Origin of the sequence: Mycobacterium sp. (genome assembly GCF_036490025.1) — a bacterium.
Classification (GTDB): domain Bacteria; phylum Actinomycetota; class Actinomycetes; order Mycobacteriales; family Mycobacteriaceae; genus Mycobacterium.
Genome location: NZ_DASXEP010000009.1, coordinates 15,129 through 41,212 on the forward strand (window position 1 = coordinate 15,129; position 26,084 = coordinate 41,212).

Genomic DNA, 26,084 nt, shown 5'->3' on the forward strand with positions numbered 1-26,084 from the left:
CTATGCCTTCGAACCGACGAGTTGCGGTCGCCCGGCGGACGCTCGCAAGTAGCGGCCGGACTTCACGGTCTTGCCGTAGCCATCCCGGAATTCGCCGTTGCGGAAGACGATCGCACCGTTGATACCCGTTGCCACGACGGCGGCGTCGTTACGGTTGACCATGCGGCTCAGGCCGCCGTAGAACGGCACCTTCTCCTCGTGATAGCCGTCTACCGACCCGTCCAGGCCTACAGGATCGATCACCACGAAATCGGCGCGGTCGCCTTCCCGCAGCGTCCCGGCGTCCAGACCGAACCATTCGGCCACCTCTCCGGTCAGGCGATGCACCGCGCGTTCGATGGTGAGGAACGGCTGACCGTCTCGGTAAGCGTCCAGCGTGCGCTTGAGCAGCCGCAGCGAGTAGTTGTAGAAGGCCATGTTGCGTAAATGCGCGCCGGCATCCGAAAAGCCCATGTGGATGCTCGGATCGGCGGCCAACTTGTTCAGCTGCTTGGGCCGATCGTTGGCAACGACGGTGGTCCAGCGCACGTTGCGCTCACCGTTCTCGACGAGGATATCGAGGAAAGCATCCAGCGGATGTAGTCCCCGCTCCTCGGCAATCGCTCCGAAGCTCTTGCCGACCAACGTCTGGTCGGGGCAACCGACGATCACCGCTTCGTGAAAGTCCTTGTGCCACAGTGATGGTCCGAGTTTGACACGATCGAACTGTCGACGGAACTTGCGGCGGTACTCTTTGTCGGCCAGTAACTCGTTGCGCTCCAACTGGTCTCGCAGGTGTAGCGCCGCGGTGCCCGCGCCGAACTCCTCGAACACCGGCAAATCGATGCCGTCGGAGTACAGCTCGAAAGGCACCGGCAGGTGCTGGAAGCGCACCTTCGAGCCCAGCAGGAAGTTCATCAGCCGCGTGCCCAAGCCGAAGACGTGGACCGCCAACGGCATCGACTTGACATCGGCAGATACCAGCAGGCTCATGCGCACAGCTTTGCGCAGCCCGAACAGCGGGCTACTGGCCAGGAAGAACAGCAGCCCGGATTCGGCCTTGGCCACGTTGGGTGCGCTTTGCAGAATCCTGCCGCGCTTGCGCAGTACTTTGATCAGCTTGCGGCGTTCATGCCACGTCGCGAACGTCGAGGGCAGCGCCCGGGAGCGGAAGCGGTCGCCGTCGAGCTTGTCGATCGCCGCGTCCATCCCGGACATGCCGAGCATTCCTGCCTTGAGCGCATCGTCGAGCAATGCGGCCATCTTGTCGAGTTCGGCGTCGGTGGGCTGCACATCGCGGGTGGTGGCGCGATCAAGGCCGAGCACCGCGGTCCGCAGATCCGAATGACCAAGCAGCGAGCTGACATTCGGGCCCAACGGAAGGCCGTCGATCGCCTCGACGTATTCCGCGGCCGTCGACCACGTCTTGTTGTCCTGCAGCGCACCCAGGACGAATTTGCGCGGCACCGCCTCGACTCGGCTGAAAAGGTCGGCGGCATCATCGGCGCCGGCATAGACCGTCGACAGCGAGCACATGCCGAGCAGCACGGTGGTGACACCGTGGCGGACCGACTCACGTAGTCCGGGATCCAGCAATACCTCGGCGTCGTAGTGGGTGTGCACGTCGACAAATCCGGGGACGACCCATTTGCCCTTCGCGTCAATGATTTCGGGGCAACCGGTCTCGTCCAGCGGGCTCGATGACACTGTGCACACCACACCGTCGCGGATGCCCAACGTGCGGGTTTGCGGCGTGCGACCGGTGCCGTCGAACCACAATCCGTCGCGAATGATCACGTCGTAGCTCACTGCCGTCCTCCGCACCTTTGGGGTATGGCGACGCTATCATAGATAGCGAGTGCTCGCAATCTTTTTTGGGTCGGCCCGTTACAACCGGCCCCTGGCACGCGAACGCTGCGCCGCTGGACTCACCGCACCGAGCAGCGCCGCGAGCTCGGCTAGTGAGATCTCGTCCAGCCGGTGCACGGCGTCGATGATCTCGGCGCGTAGTGCGGTGTCGGCGAACGGTTCGGCGAGCCAGTGGAACTTCTCCACCACCCGATCCCATGACATGGGTCGGGTGGGTGATCCCTCGAAGTCGGACTGCTCGCGGTGAAAGTCGCGACCGTCCTTGAGCGTGATGTGCACGCGGGCCTGGGTGTGTTCGGGGTATGCCTGAGTCAAGTCCGGTGCGGCCTCGACATCCACCCTCGCCAGCAGATCTTGGACATCGCCGAGTCGGACACGTTGCGTCTCAAGCTGTTCGGGGCCTACTCGGCCGTCCAGCAGCGCCACGGCCACAAGATATTTGAGGTTGTAATCCGCTTGCTCCTTGGTCGACGGGTGCTCTTTGTTGCCGTAATGCCCACCGCCGGCGATGTCGAATGCACCCTGGAAGACCTCGAGCGTCACCGCCGCGACGTCGGCACCGGTGATGCCGTGCTGGTCGCGAAGGGCCAGCGTCGCATCGATGACCACCTGGCCATGGATCAGCGCGCAGTACCGCTTGAGATAGGTCTGCTCGACGGCGATCAGTGAGCGGTTCGACAAGTGCAAGTCGATAGGCTGGCCGAACAACTGCACCAGCCCGTTGGGGCCCTCGAAAAGCGCGCGGGGCCCGGTGATTCCGCGGCTCGCAAGCATGGTGGAGTAGACAGCCCGCATCCCGGTGATCGCCGGTGAGATACCCTTCCACGTCGAGACGGGTTCGGTATGCACGGCCGCAAGCGACACGTTGTCCACTGCGGAGGCAGCGACGGCACCCGCGGTCTGTCCAACTTCGAGATGGAGCAGCCTGGCCGAGCCGGCCGCCACCGAGATCGCCAATTGCAGCGCGTGGTTGAGACCGCGAGCCATCACGGGAACTTCTGCGCTGAACCGGCATTGGACCTCGTAGGCGACAGCGAGAGCCAGCAGGAAGTCCGCGCCGCTGGCGTCCACATGTTCGGCGACGGCGAACACCGCGCCGAAGTTGTCTGCCGGATGGCACAAGCCACCCGGGGTCAGATAGGTATCGAGCAAATCGGGATAGCGCACCAGCACCGCGTTGAAAAAGGCCGCCTGATCCACTGATGCACGTCCACCGCCGACGAAAGTCGTTGTCGGGCGGCCGCTGAACTGCTCGGCGTGTGTGCGGATCGCGGGGATGAGCTCACCGTCGAGGGCGCCCACCGCGCAGGCGACGCTATCGAGCACATTGCGTTTCAGCGTCGCCCATGCGTTCGCGCTGACGTCGGACTGATCAGCGTTGACAACGAATTCTGCGAGGTGGTCGACGGTGTAGGCGGGGCTTTGGTGAGTCATGACGTGCCTGTCTCGAAAACTGTCGCTGAATCGAGATTGCCCTCCCTGGCTACCTCGATTCGCCGATTCATGTCGTCGGACATATCCGGCATCTCGGCGAGATCGAACCAGCGGGCCTCGATGCTCTCCTCGTCTGCGGGGTATGGTTCGCCGGCCACCCAGTCCATCCGAAACACGTGATCGAGGTATTGCGCGTGATCCCCATTGGCGTGGACGGTCGGGCGGGTCACATGCACCCAGGCTAATCGCCTGGCGGTCGAGTGAACACCGCTCTCTTCGAACACTTCTCGGGCGGCGCACTCCGCCGGATTCTCCCCCGGCTCGACGATTCCGGTGACTGGTGTCCACGCGTGGTTGTCGGACCGTTTGATCAGCAGCACGTGCTGGTCGCGAACGACCACCGCGGTTACCCCGGGCAACCACAACGGCGCGTGTCCGATGTGCTGGCGAAGCGCGACGATGAATTCAGGGATCGGCACGGTGGGCCCGCCGGGTCAGTAGAACTGCCCGCGCAGGACGACCACGTCCGCGCGGTGCAGCACCTCAGGGCCGTAACGGGGATCGTCGTAGTAGCACAACATGTCTGCCGAAGCGCCGTCGTCCAATCCTGGACGGTCGAGCCACTCACGGGCGTCCCAGCACGCCGCGCCGAGCGCTTCGGTGGGGGTCATCCCGATGCGGGTCAGCGCCTCGACTTCGTCGCCGATCCGCCCGTGGGCGATCATGCCGCCCGCATCGGTGCCGGCATAGATCGGAACGCCGGCCTCTCGGGCCGCGGTCAACCGGGGATAGCAGTTGGCGTACAGGTCGCGCAGGTGGGCGGCGTAGACGGGATACTTTTGCGCGGCGTCGGCGATGCCGGGAAAGTTCTCGACGTTGATCAGGGTCGGCACCAGCGCGGTCCCGTATTCCACCATCAACTCGATGATGTCGTCGGTGAGCCCGGTGCCGTGCTCGATGCAGTCGATCCCCGACCGGATCAATCCGGGCAACGCGTCCTCGCCGAAGACGTGCGCGGTGACCCGCGCGCCATTGGCGTGGGCGGCGCCGATCGCTTCCGTCAGTACGTCGTCGGACCACAGCGGCGCCAAATCGCCTATGTCACGGTCGATCCAGTCGCCGATCAACTTGACCCAGCCGTCGCCACGTTGTGCCTGCAGCGCCACCGCCTCCGGGAGCTGTGATTCGTCCTCGATGTCGATCGGCAAGCCGGGGATGTACCGCTTGGGACGGGCCAGATGCCGACCGGCGCGAATGATGCGAGGCAAGTCGTCACGGCCGTCGAGGCTGCGGGTGTCGATCGGCGATCCGCAGTCGCGCAGCAGCAGCGCACCGACATCGCGCTCGGTCTCGGCCTGTGCGATCGCCTCGTCGAGTTCGACGCCGCCCTGCGGCCCCAGCCCGACATGGCAATGCGCGTCGACCAGCCCGGGCAGAATCCAGCCACCATCGAAAATCGTGTCAGCGCCGCCGAACGGTTCGCGGCTGATCCGACCGTCAACTATCCACAGTTCGATTGGTTTTTCGTCGGGCAGACCGATCCCTCGAACGTGTTGGGGCACTACTGGTTACCCGGGAACTTCAGCTTGGACAGATCGAAATCGGCCAAGCCGGGCGGCAATTCGTCCAACCCCTGCGGCATGTCGGACAGGTCGGGGAACCCGGCCGGCATACCCGCGCCGAGTGGACCGCGGGCCCTGGGCGGCGTCGGCCCACGCTTCTTGCCCTTCTTTCCCTTGCCGCCCTTGGCTTTTGCGTTCTTTCGGGTCGCCGACTTTCGGCCCAGCCCGGGTATGCCCATGCTGCTCACCATCGAGGACATCATCTTGCGGGCCTCGAAGAACCGGTCGACGAGTTGATTGACCTCGGACACCGCCACACCCGAACCGTTGGCGATGCGCAGGCGACGCGAGGCGTTGATGATCTTCGGGTCGGCTCGCTCCTGCGGCGTCATGCCGCGGATGATGGCCTGTAGCCGGTCGAGTTGGCTGTCGTCGACCGCCGCCAGGGCCTCCTTCATCTGGCCTGCGCCGGGCAGCATTCCCAGCAGATTGCCGATCGGACCCATTTTGCGGATCGCCAGCATCTGGTCGAGGAAGTCCTCCAGCGTCAACTCCCCGGACCCGATCTTGGCGGCGGCAGCTTCCGCCTGCTGCGCATCAAAGACCTGCTCGGCCTGCTCGATCAAGCTCAGCACGTCGCCCATGCCCAGGATGCGGCTGGCCATCCGGTCGGGGTGGAAGACGTCGAAGTCCTCCAGCTTTTCGCCAGCTGAGGCGAAAATTATTGGCACACCGGCTATTTCGCGGACAGATAGCGCAGCACCACCGCGGGCGTCGCCGTCCAGCTTGGTCAGCACCACACCGGTGAAGCCGACACCCTCGCCGAACGCCTGCGCGGTGGCCACGGCGTCCTGACCGACCATCGCGTCGAGAACGAACAACACCTCGTCGGGATCGACGGCAGTGCGAATCGCGCCGGCCTGGGCCATCATCTCCTCGTCGATACCCAACCGTCCGGCGGTGTCGACGATCACCACATCGAAGTGCTTGGCCCGCGCCTCCGCGAGTCCGGCCGCGGCGACGGCAACCGGATCACCGGGGCCGGCCTGTTGGTCGGCCTCCGCATCCGCCGAGGTGCCGGGGTGCGGCGCGAAGACCGCGACACCGGCCCGCTCCCCCACGATGCGCAGCTGACTGACCGCGCCGGGCCGCTGCAAGTCGCAGGCCACCAACAGCGGGGTGTGACCCTGGCCGCGCAGCCACAGCGCCAGCTTTCCGGCCAGCGTGGTCTTACCGGAGCCCTGTAGACCGGCCAGCATCACCACAGTCGGCGGCGTCTTCGCGAATGCCAGCTGACGGGTCTGCCCGCCAAGGATCGCTATGAGTTCCTCGTTGACGATCTTGACGACTTGCTGGGCCGGGTTGAGAGCCCCGGACACCTCCGCGCCCTTGGCGCGTTCTTTGATTCGACCGACGAACGACCGGACGACGGGCAACGAGACGTCGGCCTCCAACAGCGCCAACCGGATTTCGCGGCTGGTGGCGTCGATGTCGGCCTCGGTCAGCCGGCCCTTGCCGCGAAGTCCTTGCAGGGCACCGGTGAGCCGATCGGACAGCGATTCAAACACGCCGCCCAGCCTAGTGGGCGTTCGCCGAGCGTCGGGTTGTCGGGCGGGATAGCTGGTAAATGCAACGACAAGTCGACGTTGGACCAGGATGGACGCATGCTCGAGGTGATCGACAAGGGATCTGTCAGCCAAGCGCATCCGGTGCCGCTGTTGTTCGTCCACGGGGGCTGGCATTCCGCCTCATGCTGGGCCAATTTCGTGGACTACTTCGCCGATGCCGGCTATCGCGCGGTCGCAGTGAGTCTGCGCGGTCACGGCGGCAGTCCCACCGCGAAGCGATTTCACGCCTGCTCGATTGCCGACTACGTGGACGACGTCCGTGTCGCAGCTGACAGTCTCGGCGGCCACCCGGTGCTGATCGCTCACTCGCTGGGCGGCTTCGTGGTGCAGCGATACCTCGAGAACCACGACGCCCCGGCGGCCGTCCTGGTGGCGTCCGTGCCGCCGCGCGGCGTACTCGGCCTGGCGACGAGAATCTGGAGCCGCCACCCGTGGGTCTCCATGCGCTCGCTGCCGGTCGGCAATTTGACCGGTTTCATCGGAACCACACCACTCGTCCGCGAGTACCTTTTCAGCGCGCAAACACCCGATGACATCGTCGTATCGTGGGCGGCACGCGTGCAAACCGAGGCGGTGCGCGCGTCGCTGATCGACCCGCTGTTCCGACGGGTGAGAACCAACCGGGTCAGTACGCCGATGCTGGTCTTGGGCGCCGCGGACGACGGCATGGTCACCAACGCCGAGGTGCGCGCCACGGCAAAGGCTTACCGGACCGAGGCGGAATTCTTTCCCGACATGGGACACAACATGATGCAAGAGCCCGGCTGGGCCGGCGTCGCCGAACGCATTCACGCGTGGCTGCAGACCCGCGACCTCAGTTAGCCCGCGGCCGCGGCCGCGGGCGTTTCCAAAACGGCCAACAGGTGGTGCTCGATCGCCGATCGCGTGCCGGACCCGGGCTCGCCCTTGGCTTTGGCGGCAGCGGTTCGCGGCGGCAACGCGATGCAGAACACATCGTCGACCATCGACCCGCGCGTGCTCACCTTCGCCCAGTCGATGTTCACCCCGGCGCGCTCCAACGCACCGGTCAGCAGCGCGAGCAGAGCGGGGCGGTCGTTGGCCCGGATCTCGATGATCAATCGGCCCGGCGCGCCGTCGAACCACAAAATCCGCGGTGGGGCACTCAAATGATGGACCGGAACAGCGGTCGGCGCGTCGCCGACCGGCTTGGGGTTCGCAGCGGCCGACCGCTGCTCCAGCATGCCCAGGACGTCGGTCTGCCCGCCCAGCGCCCGGATCAGCTGCTGACGCAGCAGGCCGGCGGCGGGCGGGCTGCCGAAGTGCGGCGACACCACGAATTCGCTGATCGCGACTCCCTCTTGAATATTGATCGACGCCGAATGCACGCGCAGCGAGTTCAGCGTCAGCACACCGGCCGCTTTGGACAACAGCCCACGCTGGTCGGGGGCGATTACCACCGCGTGATGCAGGCGCTGATCGTGGCCGGGCCGCAGCTCGACGTGCACCGTGCGATCGGCAGTCAGCGCGATGTACTCGGGGTCGAGCGGGTCGGCTTGCGGCAGGGCCTCGCCGTTCATCGCCATCCGGCTGCGCCGCACCAAATCGCCGACCAGCGATGCCTTCCAGTCGCTCCACACCCCCGGACCGGTGGCCAGCGAATCGGCTTCGGTCAGCGCATGCAATACGTCCAGCAGCACCGGGTCTCCGTCCAGCGCCTCGCAAACGGCGGCGATGGTCTTCGGATCGTTGAGGTCTTGCCGGATAGCGACTTTCGACAACAGCAAGTGGTGATACACCAGCTTGGAAAGCATCTCGATATCTGACGGCCACATTCCGAGCCGGGTGCCGATCTGGGCGGCCAGCTGAGCCCCCAGCACACTGTGATCGACGTCGCGTCCCTTCCCGATGTCATGCAGCAGCGCGGCAAGGATCAGCAGGTCGGATCGGGCCACCCGGGTCGTGAAAATCCTTGCCCGCGAGACTGTTTCGGCAAGGTGGCGATCCACTGTCCAGATATGGACGACGTCGCGGGGCGGCAGGTCGCGCACCGCCCCCCACTCCGGGAACAGTCGGCCCCACAACCCGGTACGGTCCAGCGTCTCGATGACCGCGATCGTGTCGGGCCCGGCGGTCAACATGACCAACAGATTGTCCAATGCGTCGCGCGGCCACGGCGTGGAAAGTTCCGGCGCGGTATCGGCCAGCCGCGTCAGCGTGGACACCGCAATCGGCAATCCGGTGACCGCCGAGGCCGCGGCGACTCGCAGCAACAGTGCCGGGTCGCTTTGCGGTCGGGCATCGCGAGCGAGGACGATCTCGCCGGCGTACTCCACCACGCCCTCGTCCAGCGGTCGGCGCGGACGTCGCCGGATCGCCGTAATCCCGCGCCGCGGCAACGCGTTGGAGGCGGTTCGCAGCCCGGCGTCGACGCGGTAGCTGATCGTGCGGCCCACGTCGGACAGCGCCCGCGACAGGTCGAAGCGGTCGCCGATGTGCAACGCGGCGCTGATCTCGTCGGCAAACTGCGCCAACACCAGGTCATGCGCGCGCCCGGAGACCCGGTGGAGCTCGGTGCGGACGTTGAGCAGGGTCAGGTGGGCGCCGGTGAGCGAACCGAGCGGGTCGTCGGCCTCGCCGACGGTCAACCGGTCGGTCAGGTGAGCAACGGCCAGTGCGTCGAGCAGCTGAATATCGCGAAGGCCGCCGCGGCCCAATTTCAGATCGGGTTCGGCGCGGTGGGCGATCTCACCGCAGCGACGCCACCGGGCGTGCGTCTCGTCGACGACTTCACTGAACAGGGACTGGATTCCGGCCCGCCACTGGCGACGGATTCCGTCGATGAGCCGGCCGGAAAGCTCCTCGTCGCCGGCGATGTGCCGGGCATCAAGCATCGCCAGGCAGGCGGACACGTCCGCGCCGGCGACCTTCAGCGTCTGGGCAACGGTACGCACGCTGTGATCGAGCCGAATGTTGGCGTCCCACAACGGATACCACAGCAAATCGGCAGCCTGCCGGACGGCGTCGACGAGCATCTCATCATGCAACAGCAGCAGGTCGAGGTCGGAGTAGGGCACCAGCTCGCGACGGCCCAGCGAGCCAGTCGCGACGATCGCAAAGCCGCTCCCGGCCGCGATGCCGATCTCGGTGGCCTTTGTGGTCAGCCAGAATTCGTGCAGCTCGCCCCACGCTTCGCGTAGGCCGGCCGAATCAAGTTCATTCGGTCCCCGGGCGAGGAGCTTTTCCCGGGCAGCGGCCAAATCGCTGGCCGGGCTAGCGCTTTTGCCCGCGGCCTCCGGCTGTTTCATTCCCGTCCAAGTCGGATCGGCTACTCCGAAGGAGTCTTCATACAGCGTGTACTAGATGGCGTCGGCTCCGCGCTCACCGGTGCGTACCCGCACCACTGTTTCCACGGGGCTGACCCACACTTTGCCGTCGCCGATCTTACCGGTGCGTGCGGCTCGCACGATGCTGTCCAGGACCTTGTCTGTGTCGTAGTCTTCGACCAAGACCTCGATACGCACCTTCGGCACGAAGTCCACCGAGTACTCGGCACCCCGGTAAACCTCGGTGTGCCCCTTTTGGCGCCCGTACCCCTGAACTTCGCTAACCGTCATCCCCAGGGTTCCCACCTGTTCAAGGCTTGCCTTGATGTCCTCCAGCGTGAACGGCTTCACGATCGCAGTGATCAGCTTCATTTCTGCTCCGCCTCTACTTTGTCGTCCACTCGCTCATTCAGGGCGTAAGCGCTGTCCGGCAGACTCGCGGGAGGAAGAACCGAGCCGGTCGCTGCTGCGAAATCGTAACTGCTCTCCGCGTGCTCAGACTCATCGATGCCAGCCGCTTCTGCCTCAGGAGTCAGACGCAGCCCGATCGTGTATTTCAGTAACAAGGCAATGATAAGGGTGCCGAGCGCAGAGTAGAGGAGAACACTGAACGCGCCGACCGCCTGCCGTTCCAGCTGACTCCAACCACCGCCGTAGAACAGGCCTTTGGACACGCCGGTGACGCCGTTGATTGCCGGCGACTCGGGGGCGGCAAGCAGACCAACCAGCAGCGTGCCCGCCAGACCACCGATCAGGTGCACACCGACCACGTCCAGCGAGTCATCGAAGCCGAGCTTGAATTTCAGCCCGACGGCCAGCGCACACAGCACCCCAGCCGCCGCGCCGATCGCCAGGGCGCCCAACGCGTTGACTGACGAACAGGACGGTGTGATGGCGACCAGTCCGGCGACGATGCCGGAAGCCGCTCCCAGCGTCGTTGCATGGCCGTCGCGGATCCGCTCGGTGAGCAGCCAGAAGAGCATGGCCGTGGCCGTGGCGATGGTGGTGGTGATGAATGTCGACCCGGCGACGCCGTTGGAGCTGGTAGCCGAACCGGCGTTGAACCCGTACCAGCCGAACCACAGCAAGCCTGCACCGAGCATCACAAACGGCACATTGTGCGGGCGGAACAGCGTGGTGGGCCAGCCCTTGCGTTTGCCGAGGACGATCGCCAGGACCAATCCCGCCGTACCGGAGTTGATATGGACCGCAGTACCACCGGCGAAGTCGATTGCGTGCAGCTTGTTGGCGATCCATCCGCCGTGCTCGGACGCGAAACCGTCGAATGCGAAGACCCAGTGCGCTATCGGGAAGTAGACGATCGTCGCCCAGAGTCCGGCGAACACCAGCCAGGCGCTGAATTTCAGCCGGTCGGACACGGCCCCCGAGATCAAGGCGACCGTGATGATCGCGAACATCAGCTGGAACGCCACGAACACGGTCGCCGGCAGCGTACCGGCCAGCGGGATATCAGTCGCCGCAACGCCCTTGCTGGGGTCCGCGGCCACAGAGTTGCCACCGATGAGACCCTTCAGACCGAAGTATTCGGTCGGGTCACCGATGACGTCGTCCGTGTCGTTGCCGAAGGCCATCGAGTAGCCGTAGAGCACCCACAGCACCGTCACCACGCCCATCGCACTGATGCTCATCATGAGCATGTTGAGCACACTTCTGGCGCGCACCATGCCGCCGTAAAAGAACGCCAGACCGGGCGTCATCAACAGCACCAGCGCGGAACTCGCCAGCATCCAGGCGGTATCGCCGGTATCGGGCTGGCCCAGTATCGGGAATGTCACTCGCGTCACCTCCGGTCGGCCATCAACTGGCCGTCAGACAAGTGCCTGTGGCCTGAACCAGAACCTTGCGCAATGGTTGTTGCGGCAATGGGGCCAGCGTGTTTCGACAGGATTAACGTCACAGTCCCCCTGTGTCAGGGGTTATCAGCCAAGAAGTGCATCGACGAACGCGGCGGGCTCGAACGGGGCGAGGTCGTCAGGTCCCTCGCCCAGCCCGACCAGCTTGACCGGCACCCCGAGCTCCTGCTGGACCCGGAAAACGATGCCGCCCTTGGCCGTACCGTCCAGCTTGGTGAGTACTGCTCCGGTGATATCAACCACATCGGCGAACACCCGCGCCTGCGCGAGACCGTTCTGCCCGACGGTGGCGTCGAGCACCAGCAGCACCTCGTCGACCGCGGCACGCCGCGTCACCACGCGTTTGACCTTGCCCAGCTCGTCCATCAGCCCGGTCTTGGTGTGCAGCCGGCCCGCGGTGTCGATCACGACGACGTCGGCGCCCGCCTCGATGCCCTTGTCGACGGCGTCGAAAGCGACCGAAGCTGGGTCGGCACCCTCGGGTCCGCGCACCACGTCGGCGCCGGCGCGGGAAGCCCAGGCCTGCAACTGATCGGCGGCGGCGGCCCGGAAGGTGTCGGCAGCGCCCAGCACCACCCGTCGGCCGTCAGCGACCAGCACCCGCGCGAGTTTGCCGACCGTGGTGGTTTTGCCGGTGCCGTTGACGCCCACGACCAACAGGACCGACGGGTGGTGGTCGTGTGGCAGCGCACGCACCGAGCGGTCCAGCCCGGGTTGCAGCTCGGCGATCAACACCTCCCGCAGCACCGCGCGGGCGTCGGCCTCGCTGTGGACGTCGTTGCTGGCGAGCCTGCTGCGCAGCTGCGCAACCACCGAGCTGGTCACCGTTGGTCCCAGGTCGGCGATCAGCAGAGTGTCTTCGACTTGCTCCCAGGAATCCTCGTCGAGGTCGCCGCCGCCGATGAGCCCTAATAGGCTGCGGCCCAATGCATTCTGCGACTTGGCGAGCCGGCCGCGCAGCCGTTCCAGCCGCCCTTCGGTCGGTGCGATGGTCTCCGGCCCAGCCGCGGCATCCGGTTCGGGCAGTTGAAGATCAGAGATCGAGCGCTTCGGCGCATCGCGCGGAACCGTCGCATCGTCGCCGACAGCGGGCAGCCCGGTGGTGTCGACTCGGTCCTCAGTTTCGGTGCGGCTGAACGTGATTCCCGACGATGCGGTGTAGCCCCCGGAGCGATCCAGGGTGGGAGTCTGCTCGCCGGCCGACAGACTGATCTGCCGTCGGCGGTAACGCACCAGCCCCAGCACCAGGACGGCGATGGCGATCAGTGCGGCAGCGACCGCAATCGCGATCCACAGAGCTTGCGGCAACGTGTTCCTCGCTTAGGTAGTCGTGACCAACTCGTTGACCTGCTGACCGCGCATCCGTTGAGAGATCACGGTGGTGATGCCGTCGTCACGCATCGTCACCCCGTACAGCGAGTCAGCGACCTCCATGGTCGGCTTCTGATGGGTGATGATGATCAGCTGCGACTTCGCCCGCAGCAGCTCGAACAGACCGATCAGCCGCCGCAGGTTGGTGTCGTCGAGCGCCGCCTCGACCTCGTCCATGATGTAGAACGGCGACGGGCGGGCCCGGAAGATGGCGACCAGCATCGCCACCGCGGTCAGCGCCTTCTCCCCGCCGGACAGCAGCGACAGCCGTTTGACCTTCTTGCCAGGCGGACGGGCCTCGACCTCGATCCCGGTGGTGAGCATGTCGTCGGGGTTTGTCAGCAGCAGCCGACCTTCGCCGCCAGGGAACAGGGCGGCGAAAACCCCTCGGAATTCCCGCTCCACATCGGCATAGGCATCGGTGAACACCTGCAGGATGCGTTCATCGACGTCGGCCACGACCTCGAGCAGACCTTTGCGCGCGGCCTTGACGTCTTCGAGTTGGGTGGACAGGAAGTTGTACCGCTCCTCCAGCGCCGCGAATTCCTCGAGCGCCAACGGGTTGACCCGGCCCAGCTCGGCCAGCTCTCGTTCGGCGCGCTTGGCGCGCCGCTCCTGGGTCGGTCGGTCGAACGGTAGCGGGGCCGGCGTCGTCACCTGCTCGCCGCGCTCGCGGGCCTGCTCGTACTCGGCCATCTCCAGTTCCGTCGGCGGCAACGAGACCTCCGGGCCGTATTCGGCGACCAGCACATCGGGTGCCATCCCGAATTGCTCGAGCACCATCTGCTCGAGTTGCTCGATGCGCAGTGCGGCTTGGGCTTTGGCCACCTCGTCGCGGTGTAGCGCCTCGGTCAGCGTGCTGAGGCGGATGCCCAGCGTGTTCGCCTCGTCGCGGACCGCCGCCATAGCGACCGACCGCTGCTGACGCTCGGCGGCCAGCACGTCACGGTGTTGCGATGCGGCCCCGACCACCTGGCTCACCCGGGCGGCAAGCCGCCGCCCGGCGTCGGCAACCGCAGCGGCCACCGCGGCCGCATGCTCACGCGCGGCGCGGGCCTGCTGGGCCCGCAGCCGGGCTTCACGCTCCGCGGCGGCCGTACGGCGCAGCGAATCCGCTTTTCCACAAACGGCATTGGCACGTTCTTCGGCGGTGCGCACCGCCAACCGGGCTTCCACTTCGACACCACGGGCGACCTCAGCCGCCGCCGCGATCTGCTGCCGGTCGACGGGCTCGGCGGTAACGTTCTGCGTCTGCTCGACGTTGCTCAGCCGGGTCTCGAGTTCGCCGAGCTCCCCGAGAGTATCGGCACGGCCGGTCTCCAACTCTTCGCGTTGACGAATCAGTCGGCGCCACTCCTCGTCGGCAGCGCGGGCATCCTGACCCAGCCGCCCGAGCTGCTCGTAGATCGCCGACATGGCCGCGTCGGATTCGTTGAGCGCTGCCAGCGCCTGCTCGGCGGAGTCCTGGCGAGCGGCCTGTTCGCTCATTGCCCCGGACAATGCCGCAACGAGCTCACTGGTCTGCGCCTCGGCCGCGGCGAGTTCGGCCCGCGCCTTGGCGATTTCGGAGGTGATCTCCAGCGTGGACGGCTTACGGTCGGAACCACCGCTGACCCAACCGGCACCCACCAGATCGCCGTCGTGGGTGACCGCGCGCAATTGAGGGCGGGCGGCTACCAGACTCATCGCGTCGGTCAGGCCGCCGACCACAGCGACCCCAGAAAGCATGGCCACCAAAGCACCGCGCAACCGCGTCGGCACCTCGACGAGGTCCACAGCCCAGCGCGCGCCGTCGGGCAAAGCGCCCGCCGGCGCCGGATCGTGTGCGGGCCAGTCGCTCAGCACGATGGCCACCCGGCCGCCGTCGGCCTGTTTCAGCGCGGTCACCGCATCGGCCGCAGCGGTGAAGCTGTCGGCCGCCAGCGCGTCAGCGGCCGCGCCAAGAACCGCGGCCAGCGCAGCCTCATAACCCGGCTGCACCTTGACGAGCTTTGCAACTGAGCCGAAAATTCCTGCGCTGCCGAGGTTTTGGGTCAACCAGGCGGCGCCGTCCTTGCGCTCCAGCCCCACCGACAATGCGTCGATTCTGGCCCGCAGCGAGGCCACTTGGCGTTCAGCGCCCCGCTCGGCGGATTGCAGTTCGGCGACGCGCTCGTCCGCCGACCGTAACGCGGCGATCGTCCGGTCGTGATGCTCGTCGAGGCCCATCTCGCCCTGGTCCAGTTCGCCGACCCGGCCCTGCACGGTTTCGAACTCGGCCTTGGCTTGCTGGGCACGTGCGGCGGCTTCTTCGATGCGCTCCGACAGCTTGGCCACACCGTCGTCGATCGACTCCACCCGCGCCCGCATCGTCTCCACTTGGCCGGCCAGCCGGGCCAAGCCCTCGCGGCGGTCGGCCTCGGCCTGCACCGCCGCCAAGTGGGCCTGTTCGGCCTCGGTGGCGGCACGCTCGCGGTCGGCGAGCTCGGCACGCGCGGCATCAAGCCGGCCGCGGGTGGCGGCCAGCTCGTGGAGTAGCTGCTGCTCGGCGGCGGCCACCTCGGCGGCCTCGGCCTCCAGTTCGTCGGGGTCGGGGCCACCGGTCGTCACGGTCTCGACGTCCAGATGCTGCGCCCGCTCGCTGGCGATGCGCACGGTCGCGCCGAGGCGTTCGGCTAACGCGGACAACCGAAACCAGGTCTGCTGAGCGGATTCCGCTCGCTCAGACAACGCCGTCAATGCCGACTCGTGGGCGGCCAGTTCCCCGGAGGCCACCGCCATCCGGGCCGAGGCTTCGTCGTGCTCGCGACGCAAGGTCGCCTCGGCCTCATTGGTGTTGTTGAGCTCGGACTGGCGCGTGACTACGTCGTCGGCGGCCAGCCGCAGCCGGGCGTCACGCAGATCGGCCTGAATGGTCTGGGCCCGCCGGGCCACTTCGGCTTGGCGGCCAAGCGGTTTGAGCTGGCGGCGTAGCTCGGTGGTCAGGTCGGTCAACCGGGCCAGGTTCGCCGACATCGACTCGAGTTTGCGGACGGCCTTTTCTTTGCGCTTGCGGTGCTTGAGCACACCGGCGGCTTCCTCGATGAACGCCCGACGATCTTCGGGCCGGGATTCCAGGATTTCGTTGAGCTTGCCCTGTCCGACGATGACGTGCATTTCGCGGCCGATCCCGGAATCGCTCAGCAACTCCTGGACATCCATCAAACGGCAAGAGCTGCCGTTGATTTCGTACTCGCTGGCGCCATCCCGGAACATCCGCCGGGTGATCGACACCTCGGAGTACTCGATCGGCAAGGCGTTGTCGGAGTTGTCGATGGTGACGGTGACCTCGGCGCGGCCCAGCGGGGCGCGGGAGGAGGTGCCCGCGAAGATGACGTCTTCCATCTTGCCGCCGCGCAGCGTCTTGGCCCCCTGCTCCCCCATCACCCAGGCCAGCGCGTCGACCACGTTGGATTTGCCCGACCCGTTGGGGCCGACCACTACGGTGATGCCGGGCTCAAACCGCAGAGTCGTCGGCGAGGCGAAGGACTTGAAGCCCTTCAGCGTCAGGCTCTTGAGGTACACGGCGTGCAGACTACCGCTCCGTGAAGCCGCTGATGGCTTCGCCGCGCGGCGACCAGTCGGCGACAACAGTGTCGACCTGGCCCGGTGTTTTTGCACTCTGCAACATGCGTAACAGCTGTTCACAGGCGTCACGCGATCCTTGCGCGACCACCTGCACCCGGCCGTCGGGCCGGTTGGCGGCGTACCCGGTCAGACCCAACTCCAGCGCGCGGGAACGGGTCCACCACCGAAAGCCGACGCCCTGCACCCGGCCGTGCACCCACGCGGTGAGCCGGACGTCAGGTTCCGACATCGACTACCTCGAAGGTGACTGTGGTGCCGGATTTGAGCGTGCGACCCACCGTGCACACCTGGTCGACTGCGCGCTGAACAACGGTCAGCACCCGCGCCTTCTCGTCGCCGCTCAAACCCGACAGGTCGATCTCGAGGGTCTCTTGCAGCAGTGGATAGCGTTCCTGCTCGCGGTCGGCCGCGCCCGACACCCGCACGGTCGCCCGGTAGTCATCGCCGAGCCGACGAGCCAACGGCAGGTCGCTGGACATCCCACTACACGCGGCGAGCGCGATCTTGAGCAACTCGCCAGGGGTGAATACGTCCTCGACGTCCTCGGAGCCGATGAGCACCTGCGCACCGCGTGAGCTGTGCCCGATGTACCGCCGCACCCCGGTGCGCTCCACCCACAGTTCGGTCATGGCTCATTTCTACCGGGCGGCCTGCCGTCGAGATCGACCTGACGGTCCGCCTCAATCGCGCAGAGTGCGTCCTTGAGCGTCCTTGACGTTGCCGGTGAGCATCATGATTGCATCGACAAACGGCCATATCCCGCCGATGCCGAGAGTCAAAAAGGTCACCGCGATCTGGGCGATCCCGATACCGGTGTAGCCGAGATAGAACCGACCAACGCCGAATCCACCCAGAAAAAGCTCCAACAGTCCAGCGGTGAGCTTGCTCTTGTCCGACAGCGGCCGGCCGTAGGCGTCCACCAACGGTGCGCCGGGTGGATACGGCGTCCCCGGCGGATGCGGTGCCTGCGAACCTGGATAGCCGCCCGGCGGCGGCGGATACGGTCCCTGCTGCGGACGCGGCGGATTCTCGAAGCCGTACGGCTGTTCTGGCACTGTCACGCACATGATGATGACCCACACGTGCGTCTGAGTCTCGCGGTCGGCGGAATCCGTTGAAACGGGCAGCCGTGGATCAGTGCCGCGGCCGCGGCTGGCACCGTGGGCAGTAGAACGATGAGCGGTTCATGAACTTCGCCCGTCGGATCACCGCGCCGCACCGCCGGCAGTGTTCGCCCTCGCGGCCATAGACATTCAACGACCGCTCGAAGTAGCCGGACTGGCCGTTGACATTGACATACAACGAATCGAACGACGTGCCGCCCTGCGCCAGGGCGTCGCGCATCACGTCGGCGGCCGCTTCCAGCACGGCCACCAATGTTTTTCGGGTGAGCGTGTCGGCGATCCGCGCGCCATTCACCTTTGCCCGCCACAATGCTTCGTCTGCGTAGATGTTGCCGATGCCCGACACGACGGTCTGGTCGAGTAGCTGGCGTTTGATCTCAGAATGCTTGCGCCGCAACACCTTCACCACGGCGTCGATGTCGAAGCGGAGGTCCAGCGGGTCTCGTGCCAGGTGCGCGACGGGGCCCGGCACCGCGCTGCCGTCGACGGTGACCAGGTCGGCCAACAGCCAGCCGCCGAACGTCCGCTGATCGACGAAGCTCAGCGTGGTGCCGTCGTCGAGGAGCGCGGCGATGCGCAGGTGTCCGGCATTCGGGACGGTCCCGAGCAGCATTTGTCCGCTCATGCCGAGGTGCACGACGAGCGCCTGGTCATCGCCGCTCGGCCCTCCCAGGGTGAGCCACAGATACTTGCCGCGCCGGTCGCTGCCGGTGACGCGGGCGTCCAGCAGCCGCGCGGTCAGATCACCGGGGCCGGCCTCGTGCCGGCGGACCGCGCGGGGGTGATGCACACGCACGGCGGTGATGGTTTTGCCCACCACGTGGGCCTGCAATCCGCGCCGGACCACCTCGACCTCGGGTAGTTCGGGCATCTAGCCGGACGTCTCCCCGGGTAGCGCCCTGTCGAGCTGGTTCAACGCCTGGCACGCCATTTCGGCGGCTTTCTGCTCGGCTTCTTTCTTGGTCCTGCCGGTTCCGGACCCGTACCGGGTGTCCATCACGACGGCGACCGCGGTGAATTCTCGCTGGTGGTCGGGCCCGGTGGAGGTGACCTCGTAGGACACTGTGCCGAGGCCTCGGGCCGCGGTCAACTCCTGCAGGCTGGTCTTCCAATCCAAAAGGCCACCGGCGTCGAGCAATTCACTGAATAGCCGCAGGATCACCTTGCGGGCGGCCTCGATGCCGTGGTGCAGATAGATTGCACCGAGCAAGGACTCCAAACTGTCGGCGAGAATGCTGGATTTGTCGGCCCCACCGGACTTGAGCTCGCCGCGTCCCAGTAGCAGATGAGCACCGAGTCCTTGGCCGGTCAGCGAACGCGCAACGTCGGCCAGCGCCTGCGTATTGACCACGCCCGCACGCATTTTCGCCAGATCACTCTCCGGGCGTCCGGGGTGCCGGTGGAACAGTTCGTCGGTCACCGTCAGGCCCAGCACGGCGTCACCGAGAAACTCCAGACGCTCGTTGGTGGGCAGGCCGCCATGCTCGTAGGCGTAGCTGCGGTGCGTCAGCGCCAGGGTCAGCAACTCGTCTGGCAGATCGATCTCGAGCGCGTCGAGCAGATCACTCATCGCCGGCTCGCTCCTTGTCGGAGCGCATCTTGGTGGTCAGCTTGGCCCAGCGCGGGTCGATCTCGTCGTGATGATGGCCCGGGTCGGCGGTTGCCAGCGCGACGCCACACTTGGGACACAATCCCGGGCAATCGGTCCGGCATACCGGCGAGAAGGGCAGCTCCATCCCGACAGCGTCGATGATCGGCTGTTCCAGGTCGACCATGTCGCCGATGACCCGGCCGACCTCGTCTTCCTCGGTGGTCGCTTCGGTGATGCTGTCCGGGTAGGCGAACAGCTCGGTCAAGTTGACCTCGATGCGCTCACTGAACGGTGTCAGGCAGCGCGAGCATTCGCCGGTGATCGGCGCCGACAGCGTCCCGCTCACCAGGACGCCTTCCGAAACCGACTCCACGCGAAGATCGAGGTCCAAGGCCGCGCCGGGCACGATTCCGATCATCTCCAGGCCGATACGCGCCGGGCTGGCCACCGTTTTCTGCAATCCGAACATCGCTCCCGGGCGCCGGCCCAGCCGTGCGATGTCGACGACCAGCGGCGAACCCGGGTGCGGTTGTGCCGTTTGGCGGTGCTGCCGGGCCATGGCCGCAATTCTACGGGCGCCTACCAACCGACTCGCGCCGCTGGTAGGACTGCTACCGCTGCGCGTAGTCGTGCACGCCCGCCGCCGTGCGCAGTTGATGACGGCCGCGGTTGACCGAACGCAGGGTGGTGTTGAGGTGCTCCTCGAACTCGGCGAGCTTGCTGTCGACGTAAATGTCGCATTCGCCGCGCAACCGGTCGGCCTCGACGTGCGCCGCGTCGATCAGCCGGGCCGACTCGGCGTTGGCCGATTGCACGACTTCGGTCTGCGACACGAGGCGCTGCTGTTCTTTGATGCCTTCTTGCACGGCTTTCTCGTAGGAGATGTTCCCGTTCTCGACGAGCCGGTCGGCTTCCGATTTGGCGCGGCCGGTGGCGGCCTCGTACTCGCGTTTTGCCGCCGCGGCGATACGGGCCGCTTCGTCGCGGGCCTCGCCGACCATCCGTTCGCTGTGCTGGCGGGCCTCACCGACCATGCGATCGGCTTGCGCCTTGGCATCGGCCAGTATCCGGTCGGCTTCGGCGCGGGCGTGGTTGAGCATCGACTCGGACTCCGTGGTCGCCGAGGACACCGTCGAATCCGCGTGCGCCTTGGCCTCGTGCAGCAGTGAATCGCGGGCGTCGAGCACGTCCTGGGCGTCATCGAGTTCGCCAGGGATCGCGTCCTTGATGTCATCGATCAGTTCAAGCACGTCGCCACGCGGTACCACGCAGCCGGCGGTCATCGGCACGCCACGAGCTTCCTCGACAATGGCGCCCAGTTCATCGAGCGCCTCAAAAACTCGGTACACGGCAACACCCTCCCGGCATCGTTGTTGTTACCAGTGTGCCTGGTGTTGCTTCTGTGACTGCGTTGCCAGGCTCGGTGTGTCGGCTTTTAGGCCCAAAACGGTCCCAATTACCTGCACACTTGACGTAATTATGTCGACTTTCGCGCTTCGGCGGCAACGCCGGACCAGCGCGAAATCCAGTTGGAAGCGACGGTAGGCGACCCGGAATACCCCCTAGGGGTATTCCGTTGGAGGTGCAATGACACGCGAAGCGGCCGATGCGGCGGGCCACGCGTTGGCGCTGGCAGGGTCCATGACGTGGGAGATCCTGTGGGCCTTGATCCTGGGTTTCGCCCTGTCGGCGGTGGTGCAGGCCGTTGTGCGCCGATCGACCATCGTGGCGCTGCTCGGCGATGACCGGCCCCGCACCCTGGCCGTCGCGGCGGGTCTGGGCGCCGCGTCCTCATCATGCTCGTACGCCGCGGTGGCCCTGGCCCGGTCGTTGTTCCGCAAGGGCGCGAACTTCACCGCCGCGATGGCCTTCGAAATCGGCTCGACGAACCTGGTCGTGGAGTTGGGCATCATCTTGGCCTTGCTCATGGGCTGGCAGTTCACCGCCGCGGAGTTCGTCGGCGGTCCGGTGATGATCGTGGCGCTTGCGCTGTTGTTCCGGCTGTTCGTGCGATCGCGACTCGTCGATGCCGCTCGCCGGCAGGCCGATCGCGGGCTGGCCGGTTCGATGGAAGGCCATGCGGCCATGGACATGTCGGTTCAACGCGAGGGTTCGTTTTGCCGGCGGCTGTCGTCGCGGGAGGGGTTCACATCCGTCGCGCACGTGTTTGTCATGGAGTGGGCGGCAATCCTTCGCGATCTGGTGGTGGGGCTGCTGATCGCGGGCGCCATCGCGGCCTGGGTGCCCGAATCTTTCTGGCAGCACTTCTTTTTCGCTGATCACCCAGTGCTGTCCGCGTTGTGGGGACCGGTCGTGGCTCCGGTCGTGGCGATCTTCTCGTTCGTCTGCTCGATCGGTAACGTGCCGCTGGCCGCCGTGTTGTGGAACGGCGGCATCAGTTTTGGCGGAGTCGTCGCGTTCATCTTTGCCGACCTGCTCATCCTGCCGATCCTGAACATCTACCGGAAGTACTACGGCACCGCGATGATGCTGACCTTGCTGGGCACCTTCTATGCCGCCATGGTAACGGCCGGCTATCTCGTCGAGTTAACCTTCGGCGCAGCAGGTCTCATCCCGTCGCACCGCAACGCCACAGTGATGGAAGCCGGCATCTCGTGGAATTACACCACCTGGCTGAATATCGTCTTTCTGGCGCTGGCGGCTGTACTCATCGTCCGATTCGTGACAACGGGCGGCATCCCGATGCTCCGCGCGATGGGCGGCTCCCCCGACGCCGAACCCGACCATGGCCATCACTGCCACCACAGCCACTAGCGAGGACTACTTCCGTTCTGCCCCAACTACCCTGGGAGACGCACACGCTTTGGCATCGTCAATTGACGGGTTCCCGGCGCGGTAAAGCAACAGTTTGAGTTGACGTCGATCGGCGAGACTGAGGTGGGCCAGTAGCTGTTCATCGGACGACGCGACCGCCGCCTCAGCGCGCCAGAGAAGCGCGCTGCCCTTGCGGGTGAGCTGAGCCGGCAGGGCACGGCCGGATGGCGCCGACGCAGGGCGGGTCACCAGGCCCCGCTCTTGCAGCCCCTGTAAAACCTGGTTCATCGCTTGGGCGGTCACGTGGGTGTGGCGAGCGAGCTCGGCGCCGGTGCGGCCCGGATCTTCGTCCAATATGCGCATGCAGACGAATTCGGGCAGTCCGAGTCCGAGCGGTCGCAATGCCTGGACCGCATACGGGCGCAGCCGCGCCATCAATCCGCGTACCAAAAAACCCAGCGGTTGATCCTCGAATTCGGTCATCCCCATCATGCTGGCATGGAAGTACAGGCTTAGTGCCACATTCGTCGGCGCGTCAGCACAGCGCCGGACAACGACTCGGGTGTCCTCCTCATCCTCATATCAAGTTTGTTGACACGACTCTGTCGGCCGAGTATCAAGGAGCTAGATATACAAAGTTGGTGGCTGGCCGATCGGCTCGTCGCCTTACCTGAAGGAGAACAAGGATGTTCGGTGGCGGATTTTCTGACGGACCCGGTTGGGGCGGGCCCGGCTTCGGTGGACCCGGATTCGGCGGGCCTGGTTTTGGTGGACCTGGATTCGGGGGCCACGGCTTTGGTGGTCACGGCTGGAGTGGACCCGGATCGGGCGGGCACGGTTTCGGCAAGCACCGCAAGCGCGCGGTGGTCGGCACCGCCGCTTTGCTGCTCGACGGGCCGGCGAATGCCGAGCAGATTGTGCAGCGGGTCTCTGAGGCGACCGATGGTGCTTTCAGCCCTCCGCAGGGGGTGGTCGAGGTTGCCATCGGGCTGCTGGCGGGCCGCGGCTTGGTCACGGTCAACGACGGAGTAGCAACCCTGACCGAGCTGGGCACAAATGTGTTGGCGTGGAAGGGCATCAGCAGCGAGACCGCCCACGCGTTTCTTGGCCGCGCCGCAAAGTTCGGCGACGTCGCCAAAATCCGTTGGGGACTTTTCGAGATCGCCGGGCTGGCGCGGACCATCGTCTGGTCGGGCACCGATGCGCAGAAGGCAAAGCTTGCCGAAGCGCGTACCAAGGTTCTGACGGCGATCACCGAGGCGAAGCAGTCGCTGCACGCCGCACTCGCTGAGAGCTGAGAGTGAACCGCCCCGGTGAGTTCGGAGACCTTCTGATTTGAGGACTCAGCTGGCGGCTGGCCTCCGGCGTTGAGCGTAATAGGCCGCCTCCAGCGCGGCCGGTGGGGCGTCAGGCCGTTCGCGCTCGAACTCCGAGTCCGGACCGTCCTTGTCCGAGGTCAGCACCAGGGCGTGGCCACCCTCCTCGAAGAACTTCCGTAACCCCCGCGCCCCCAGGCCACAGCCCAGCATTTGACCGGGCGTGAAGTCGACCTTCGATGGGGTCGTCCAGGATGTGCCGTCTGGGTAGCTCTTGATCACCGGGATACTGTCGCGGGGGTACTTCGGCGGGTACCCGGTGAGCGGACCGGGATACAACACCATCACAACTTGGCCATCAGTTTCTCCTGAAATGCGGTTTCGGGTGGGTTCATCGGTGATCTGCGACAGCATCTATCGGTGAATTCGGGCGCTGCGTCTGAGCGCCTATCGCCCGTCCAGCCGGGTAAGCCGACAGTCAGGTCCCAGCGCTGGCGCGAAAAGCGGCATGTGCAGGTGGTGTCCGCGCCGGTCGAGACTAGACCCTAAAAACCTTGCCGCGGTGGCAGCATCAGAGCTAGTGCGGCTGATTGGCCACGCTGAGCCGAATCTTCGCCGCCATGGGCGGGGCCGACGCTATGCACACCGAACCGCTGTGAGATATGGATCGACCGAAGGAGCGTCAGGACGATGCGAGCGATGCGGTCTGTCGTCGCCGACACGTTAGGCGAACCGTCCCAGGTCCTGAACCTGCAGACCCGCCCGATTCCAGAGCCCGGTCCCGGCCAGGTCCGGATCCGGGTAACAGCTGCACCTGTCCATGCCAGCGATCTGCATACCATCCGCGGCCGATACGGATTCACCCCGGAGTTCCCCACCGTACCCGGAATCGAATCCGTCGGTGTGATCGACGAACTCGGTAGCGGCGCAGACGGTCTGACCGTCGGGCAACGCGTCATCACGATCGGAGTCACGGGCACGTGGCAGGAGTATGTTGTTGCCGATGCCTCGCGGGTCTTGCCTGTTCCCGCCGGCATGAGCAATTCCACGGCCGCCCAGATTCTCAGCAATCCACTCACCGCCGTGATCTTGACCGGTGATGAACTCGGTGTTCGACCGGGTGAATGGCTCCTGCAGACCGCGGCGGGTTCAACCGTGGGCCAGTCGGTCATCCAACTCGGAGCGCACGTCGGCTTCAAGACGCTGAACGTGGTCCGCCGTCGATCCGCGGTCGAGGACATCCTCACGCTGGGGGGCACCGCGGTGATCTGCACCGAGGATGAGGACCTGCGCGAACGGGTGGCCGACATAGCAGGCCACGACGGCGTGTCCAAGGCGATCGACTGTGTCAGCGGTCAGGTGGGTGCAGACGTGTCGCGCGCGCTGGCACCGCACGGTGAGCTGATCGTCTACGGCGCGCTGTCCACGCACCGCCAAACCGATCCCGACAAACTCGCCATCCCGATCTTCGCGCGCTCGCTGATCTACGAAACCAAGACCGTTCGGGGATTCTGGCTGTTCCGCTGGTTCACCGAGACCCCGAAGGATCGGATGGCCGCAACGATCAACCGGACAGTTCAGCTCGCCAACAGCGGCGCGCTGCGCGTGCCGGAGGGCCAGCCCATCCCCGTCGAAAAGTTCAGCGAAGCCGTCTATTTGGCCGAAGCTCCCGCACACGGGGGCAAACCGCTGCTGGTGTTCGAACCGTAGCAGGAGATAGCAGCGGGTAGTCGGCGAGGTTCCTGCACTGTTCGGGTTATGAGGCTGCGAGTGCCTCGAGTGCTTTTGCCGAATCACTGCCCGGCTCGGGGTGGTAAATGAACACCTGAGTGTCGGAGTCGGGGACGCTGAGCCTCGTGCGGCGAAGGTAGAGATCACCCGCTAGGGGATGGCGCATGTGGAGGATGCCGGTGCGGTATCCGACATCTGCGCGTGCCCAGAGTTCGCGGAATCGGTCGCGGGCTGCCGAGAGCTCGTCGATCAAGGCGCGTAAGCGGGGATCGCCCACATCGCCGGCCGCGGATTCCCGTAGACCACTCACCGCGACCTCAGTTGCCTCGTCCCAGTCGACGAAGAAATCGCCAGCAGCCGGTGCCAGCAGCCGCCACCGCAAGAAGTTTTCGCCGGGGGCGAACCCTGGTGACAATGCGCGGGCAATCGCATTGGCGGCCAACACATCCTGGTATCGGTTGGTGACGATCGCAGGAAGCGAGATCTGATCGATCAGTTGATCGAGACCGTCCGCCGCCGTCTCTGCAACAGATCGCGGGCTATGTGCCACCTGCAAGCCCGCAAGCCGATACAGATGTTCTGTGGCTTTGATATCCAGTCGCAGCGCCCGGGCGAGCGCATCGAGCACCTGTGAGGACGGGTGCTGGTCACGGCCTTGCTCGAGTCGCAGGTAGTAGTCGACGCCAATCCCAGCGAGCATCGCCAATTCCTCGCGACGCAATCCCGGGACGCGCCTGCGAGGTCCGGAATCCAACCCGACGTCCTCGGGTCGGATTTGTTCGCGGCGCGCGCGCAGGAAGTTACCCAGCGCGCTGGCCGTTGACGCCATCGCCCGATCTTAAGGCTGTCCCTCCCAATACCAGGATCATTAAGGAATGCCTGCGTAGGTCCAAGCAGGAATTCGGATTGGCGGCGATGCGCTTCCCGTGGACGAAAGATC

Annotated in this window: 23 protein-coding genes and 1 pseudogene; 4 read left to right on the top strand and 20 right to left on the bottom strand. The window is 65.8% G+C overall.

Annotated elements, in window-relative coordinates; genetic code table 11:
• The 5 genes from VGG53_RS00940 to ffh form a co-directional block, all read right to left on the bottom strand.
• The gene (locus VGG53_RS00940) at nt 1-1,803 is read right to left on the bottom strand and encodes an amidohydrolase family protein (protein WP_331516072.1); all 1,803 of its coding nucleotides are present in this window, start codon (nt 1,801-1,803) and stop codon (nt 1-3) included.
• A gap of 63 nt (nt 1,804-1,866) precedes the next feature.
• On the bottom strand, nt 1,867-3,282 hold the full coding sequence (locus tag VGG53_RS00945) for an MmgE/PrpD family protein (RefSeq protein WP_331516073.1): 1,416 nt from the start codon (nt 3,280-3,282) through the stop codon (nt 1,867-1,869).
• A complete protein-coding gene (locus VGG53_RS00950) occupies nt 3,279-3,761 on the bottom strand; it encodes an NUDIX domain-containing protein (protein WP_331516074.1) in 483 nt (160 codons plus the stop codon). The genes VGG53_RS00945 and VGG53_RS00950 overlap by 4 nt, the downstream gene beginning before the upstream one ends.
• Nucleotides 3,762-3,776: 15 nt before the next feature.
• Complete coding sequence (locus tag VGG53_RS00955; RefSeq protein WP_331516076.1) at nt 3,777-4,844, bottom strand: amidohydrolase family protein; 1,068 nt, start codon at nt 4,842-4,844, stop codon at nt 3,777-3,779.
• On the bottom strand, nt 4,844-6,412 hold the full coding sequence (gene ffh / locus VGG53_RS00960) for a signal recognition particle protein (RefSeq protein ID WP_331516077.1): 1,569 nt from the start codon (nt 6,410-6,412) through the stop codon (nt 4,844-4,846). Before ffh ends, VGG53_RS00955 begins: the two co-directional genes overlap by 1 nt.
• 96 nt (nt 6,413-6,508) lie before the next feature.
• On the opposite strand from ffh, the gene VGG53_RS00965 reads away from it, so the two are divergent.
• Nucleotides 6,509-7,294: an alpha/beta hydrolase gene (locus VGG53_RS00965; protein WP_331516078.1), complete on the top strand. Its 786-nt coding sequence runs from the start codon at nt 6,509-6,511 to the stop codon at nt 7,292-7,294.
• On the opposite strand, the gene VGG53_RS00970 is transcribed toward VGG53_RS00965, so the two are convergent.
• The 12 genes from VGG53_RS00970 to sepIVA all read right to left on the bottom strand — a co-directional run bounded on the left by VGG53_RS00970 (nt 7,291) and on the right by sepIVA (nt 20,671).
• Complete coding sequence (locus VGG53_RS00970; protein ID WP_331516079.1) at nt 7,291-9,738, bottom strand: [protein-PII] uridylyltransferase; 2,448 nt, start codon at nt 9,736-9,738, stop codon at nt 7,291-7,293. The genes VGG53_RS00965 and VGG53_RS00970 overlap by 4 nt on opposite strands.
• 51 nt (nt 9,739-9,789) lie before the next feature.
• The gene (locus tag VGG53_RS00975; RefSeq protein WP_331516080.1) at nt 9,790-10,128 is read right to left on the bottom strand and encodes a P-II family nitrogen regulator; all 339 of its coding nucleotides are present in this window, start codon (nt 10,126-10,128) and stop codon (nt 9,790-9,792) included.
• Nucleotides 10,125-11,504, bottom strand: a complete 1,380-nt coding sequence (locus tag VGG53_RS00980) for an ammonium transporter (RefSeq protein ID WP_331516115.1) — start codon at nt 11,502-11,504, stop codon at nt 10,125-10,127. Before VGG53_RS00980 ends, VGG53_RS00975 begins: the two co-directional genes overlap by 4 nt.
• Nucleotides 11,505-11,696: 192 nt before the next feature.
• Nucleotides 11,697-12,938 (bottom strand): signal recognition particle-docking protein FtsY, encoded by a 1,242-nt coding sequence (gene ftsY / locus VGG53_RS00985; protein WP_331516081.1) that lies wholly within the window; start codon nt 12,936-12,938, stop codon nt 11,697-11,699.
• 12 nt (nt 12,939-12,950) lie between these two features.
• Nucleotides 12,951-16,544 (bottom strand): chromosome segregation protein SMC, encoded by a 3,594-nt coding sequence (smc, locus tag VGG53_RS00990; RefSeq protein ID WP_331516082.1) that lies wholly within the window; start codon nt 16,542-16,544, stop codon nt 12,951-12,953.
• Between the two features lie 10 nt (nt 16,545-16,554).
• Nucleotides 16,555-16,836, bottom strand: coding sequence for an acylphosphatase (locus tag VGG53_RS00995; RefSeq protein ID WP_331516083.1), 282 nt, complete (start codon nt 16,834-16,836; stop codon nt 16,555-16,557).
• Nucleotides 16,823-17,236, bottom strand: a complete 414-nt coding sequence (locus tag VGG53_RS01000) for an OsmC family protein (RefSeq protein WP_331516084.1) — start codon at nt 17,234-17,236, stop codon at nt 16,823-16,825. The genes VGG53_RS00995 and VGG53_RS01000 overlap by 14 nt, the downstream gene beginning before the upstream one ends.
• 51 nt (nt 17,237-17,287) lie before the next feature.
• Nucleotides 17,288-17,668, bottom strand: coding sequence for a TM2 domain-containing protein (locus VGG53_RS01005; protein ID WP_331516085.1), 381 nt, complete (start codon nt 17,666-17,668; stop codon nt 17,288-17,290).
• Between the two features lie 73 nt (nt 17,669-17,741).
• Entirely contained in the window at nt 17,742-18,602 is an 861-nt protein-coding gene (gene mutM, locus VGG53_RS01010; RefSeq protein ID WP_331516086.1) for a DNA-formamidopyrimidine glycosylase, read from the bottom strand.
• Nucleotides 18,603-19,301: a ribonuclease III gene (gene rnc / locus VGG53_RS01015; RefSeq protein WP_331516087.1), complete on the bottom strand. Its 699-nt coding sequence runs from the start codon at nt 19,299-19,301 to the stop codon at nt 18,603-18,605.
• Nucleotides 19,294-19,881: a DUF177 domain-containing protein gene (locus VGG53_RS01020; protein ID WP_331516088.1), complete on the bottom strand. Its 588-nt coding sequence runs from the start codon at nt 19,879-19,881 to the stop codon at nt 19,294-19,296. The genes rnc and VGG53_RS01020 overlap by 8 nt, the downstream gene beginning before the upstream one ends.
• 52 nt (nt 19,882-19,933) lie before the next feature.
• Entirely contained in the window at nt 19,934-20,671 is a 738-nt protein-coding gene (gene sepIVA, locus VGG53_RS01025) for a cell division protein SepIVA (protein ID WP_331516089.1), read from the bottom strand.
• 238 nt (nt 20,672-20,909) lie between these two features.
• Between sepIVA and VGG53_RS01030 the strand changes: the two genes are divergently transcribed.
• Entirely contained in the window at nt 20,910-22,097 is a 1,188-nt protein-coding gene (locus VGG53_RS01030; RefSeq protein WP_331516091.1) for a permease, read from the top strand.
• A gap of 6 nt (nt 22,098-22,103) precedes the next feature.
• Here VGG53_RS01030 and VGG53_RS01035 read toward each other — a convergent pair whose 3' ends face one another.
• Nucleotides 22,104-22,589 carry a MarR family winged helix-turn-helix transcriptional regulator gene (locus tag VGG53_RS01035; RefSeq protein ID WP_414688846.1) on the bottom strand — a complete coding sequence of 162 codons (486 nt, stop codon included), beginning with the start codon at nt 22,587-22,589 and terminating at the stop codon, nt 22,104-22,106.
• 194 nt (nt 22,590-22,783) lie between these two features.
• Between VGG53_RS01035 and VGG53_RS01040 the strand changes: the two genes are divergently transcribed.
• Complete coding sequence (locus tag VGG53_RS01040; RefSeq protein ID WP_331516093.1) at nt 22,784-23,395, top strand: hypothetical protein; 612 nt, start codon at nt 22,784-22,786, stop codon at nt 23,393-23,395.
• Between the two features lie 105 nt (nt 23,396-23,500).
• On the opposite strand, the pseudogene VGG53_RS01045 reads toward VGG53_RS01040, so the two are convergent.
• Nucleotides 23,501-23,758, bottom strand: a pseudogene (locus VGG53_RS01045) (NAD-dependent formate dehydrogenase); the annotation flags it as partial.
• Nucleotides 23,759-24,112: 354 nt separating this feature from the next.
• Between VGG53_RS01045 and VGG53_RS01050 the strand changes: the two are divergent.
• The gene (locus VGG53_RS01050; RefSeq protein WP_331516094.1) at nt 24,113-25,123 is read left to right on the top strand and encodes a zinc-dependent alcohol dehydrogenase family protein; all 1,011 of its coding nucleotides are present in this window, start codon (nt 24,113-24,115) and stop codon (nt 25,121-25,123) included.
• A 46-nt stretch (nt 25,124-25,169) separates the two neighbouring features.
• Here the strand turns inward: VGG53_RS01050 and VGG53_RS01055 are convergent, their stop codons facing one another.
• Nucleotides 25,170-25,973, bottom strand: a complete 804-nt coding sequence (locus VGG53_RS01055; RefSeq protein ID WP_331516095.1) for a helix-turn-helix transcriptional regulator — start codon at nt 25,971-25,973, stop codon at nt 25,170-25,172.
• Nucleotides 25,974-26,084: the final 111 nt, after the last annotated feature.

What these genes read in the sequence shown, in the direction of transcription:
- VGG53_RS01050 (WP_331516094.1), top strand. Translation starts at nt 24,113, where the DNA reads ATGCGGTCTGTCGTCGCCGACACGTTAGGCGAACCGTCCCAGGTCCTG.
- rnc (WP_331516087.1), bottom strand. Translation starts at nt 19,301, where the DNA reads ATGAGTGATCTGCTCGACGCGCTCGAGATCGATCTGCCAGACGAGTTG.
- VGG53_RS01040 (WP_331516093.1), top strand. Translation starts at nt 22,784, where the DNA reads ATGTTCGGTGGCGGATTTTCTGACGGACCCGGTTGGGGCGGGCCCGGC.
- VGG53_RS00975 (WP_331516080.1), bottom strand. Translation starts at nt 10,128, where the DNA reads ATGAAGCTGATCACTGCGATCGTGAAGCCGTTCACGCTGGAGGACATC.
- VGG53_RS01055 (WP_331516095.1), bottom strand. Translation starts at nt 25,973, where the DNA reads ATGGCGTCAACGGCCAGCGCGCTGGGTAACTTCCTGCGCGCGCGCCGC.
- VGG53_RS01030 (WP_331516091.1), top strand. Translation starts at nt 20,910, where the DNA reads ATGACACGCGAAGCGGCCGATGCGGCGGGCCACGCGTTGGCGCTGGCA.
- VGG53_RS00980 (WP_331516115.1), bottom strand. Translation starts at nt 11,504, where the DNA reads ATGCTGGCGAGTTCCGCGCTGGTGCTGTTGATGACGCCCGGTCTGGCG.
- VGG53_RS01000 (WP_331516084.1), bottom strand. Translation starts at nt 17,236, where the DNA reads ATGACCGAACTGTGGGTGGAGCGCACCGGGGTGCGGCGGTACATCGGG.
- VGG53_RS00970 (WP_331516079.1), bottom strand. Translation starts at nt 9,738, where the DNA reads ATGAAACAGCCGGAGGCCGCGGGCAAAAGCGCTAGCCCGGCCAGCGAT.
- VGG53_RS01020 (WP_331516088.1), bottom strand. Translation starts at nt 19,881, where the DNA reads ATGGCCCGGCAGCACCGCCAAACGGCACAACCGCACCCGGGTTCGCCG.
- VGG53_RS00965 (WP_331516078.1), top strand. Translation starts at nt 6,509, where the DNA reads ATGCTCGAGGTGATCGACAAGGGATCTGTCAGCCAAGCGCATCCGGTG.
- VGG53_RS00995 (WP_331516083.1), bottom strand. Translation starts at nt 16,836, where the DNA reads ATGTCGGAACCTGACGTCCGGCTCACCGCGTGGGTGCACGGCCGGGTG.
- VGG53_RS01035 (WP_414688846.1), bottom strand. Translation starts at nt 22,589, where the DNA reads ATGATGGGGATGACCGAATTCGAGGATCAACCGCTGGGTTTTTTGGTA.
- VGG53_RS00945 (WP_331516073.1), bottom strand. Translation starts at nt 3,282, where the DNA reads ATGACTCACCAAAGCCCCGCCTACACCGTCGACCACCTCGCAGAATTC.
- mutM (WP_331516086.1), bottom strand. Translation starts at nt 18,602, where the DNA reads ATGCCCGAACTACCCGAGGTCGAGGTGGTCCGGCGCGGATTGCAGGCC.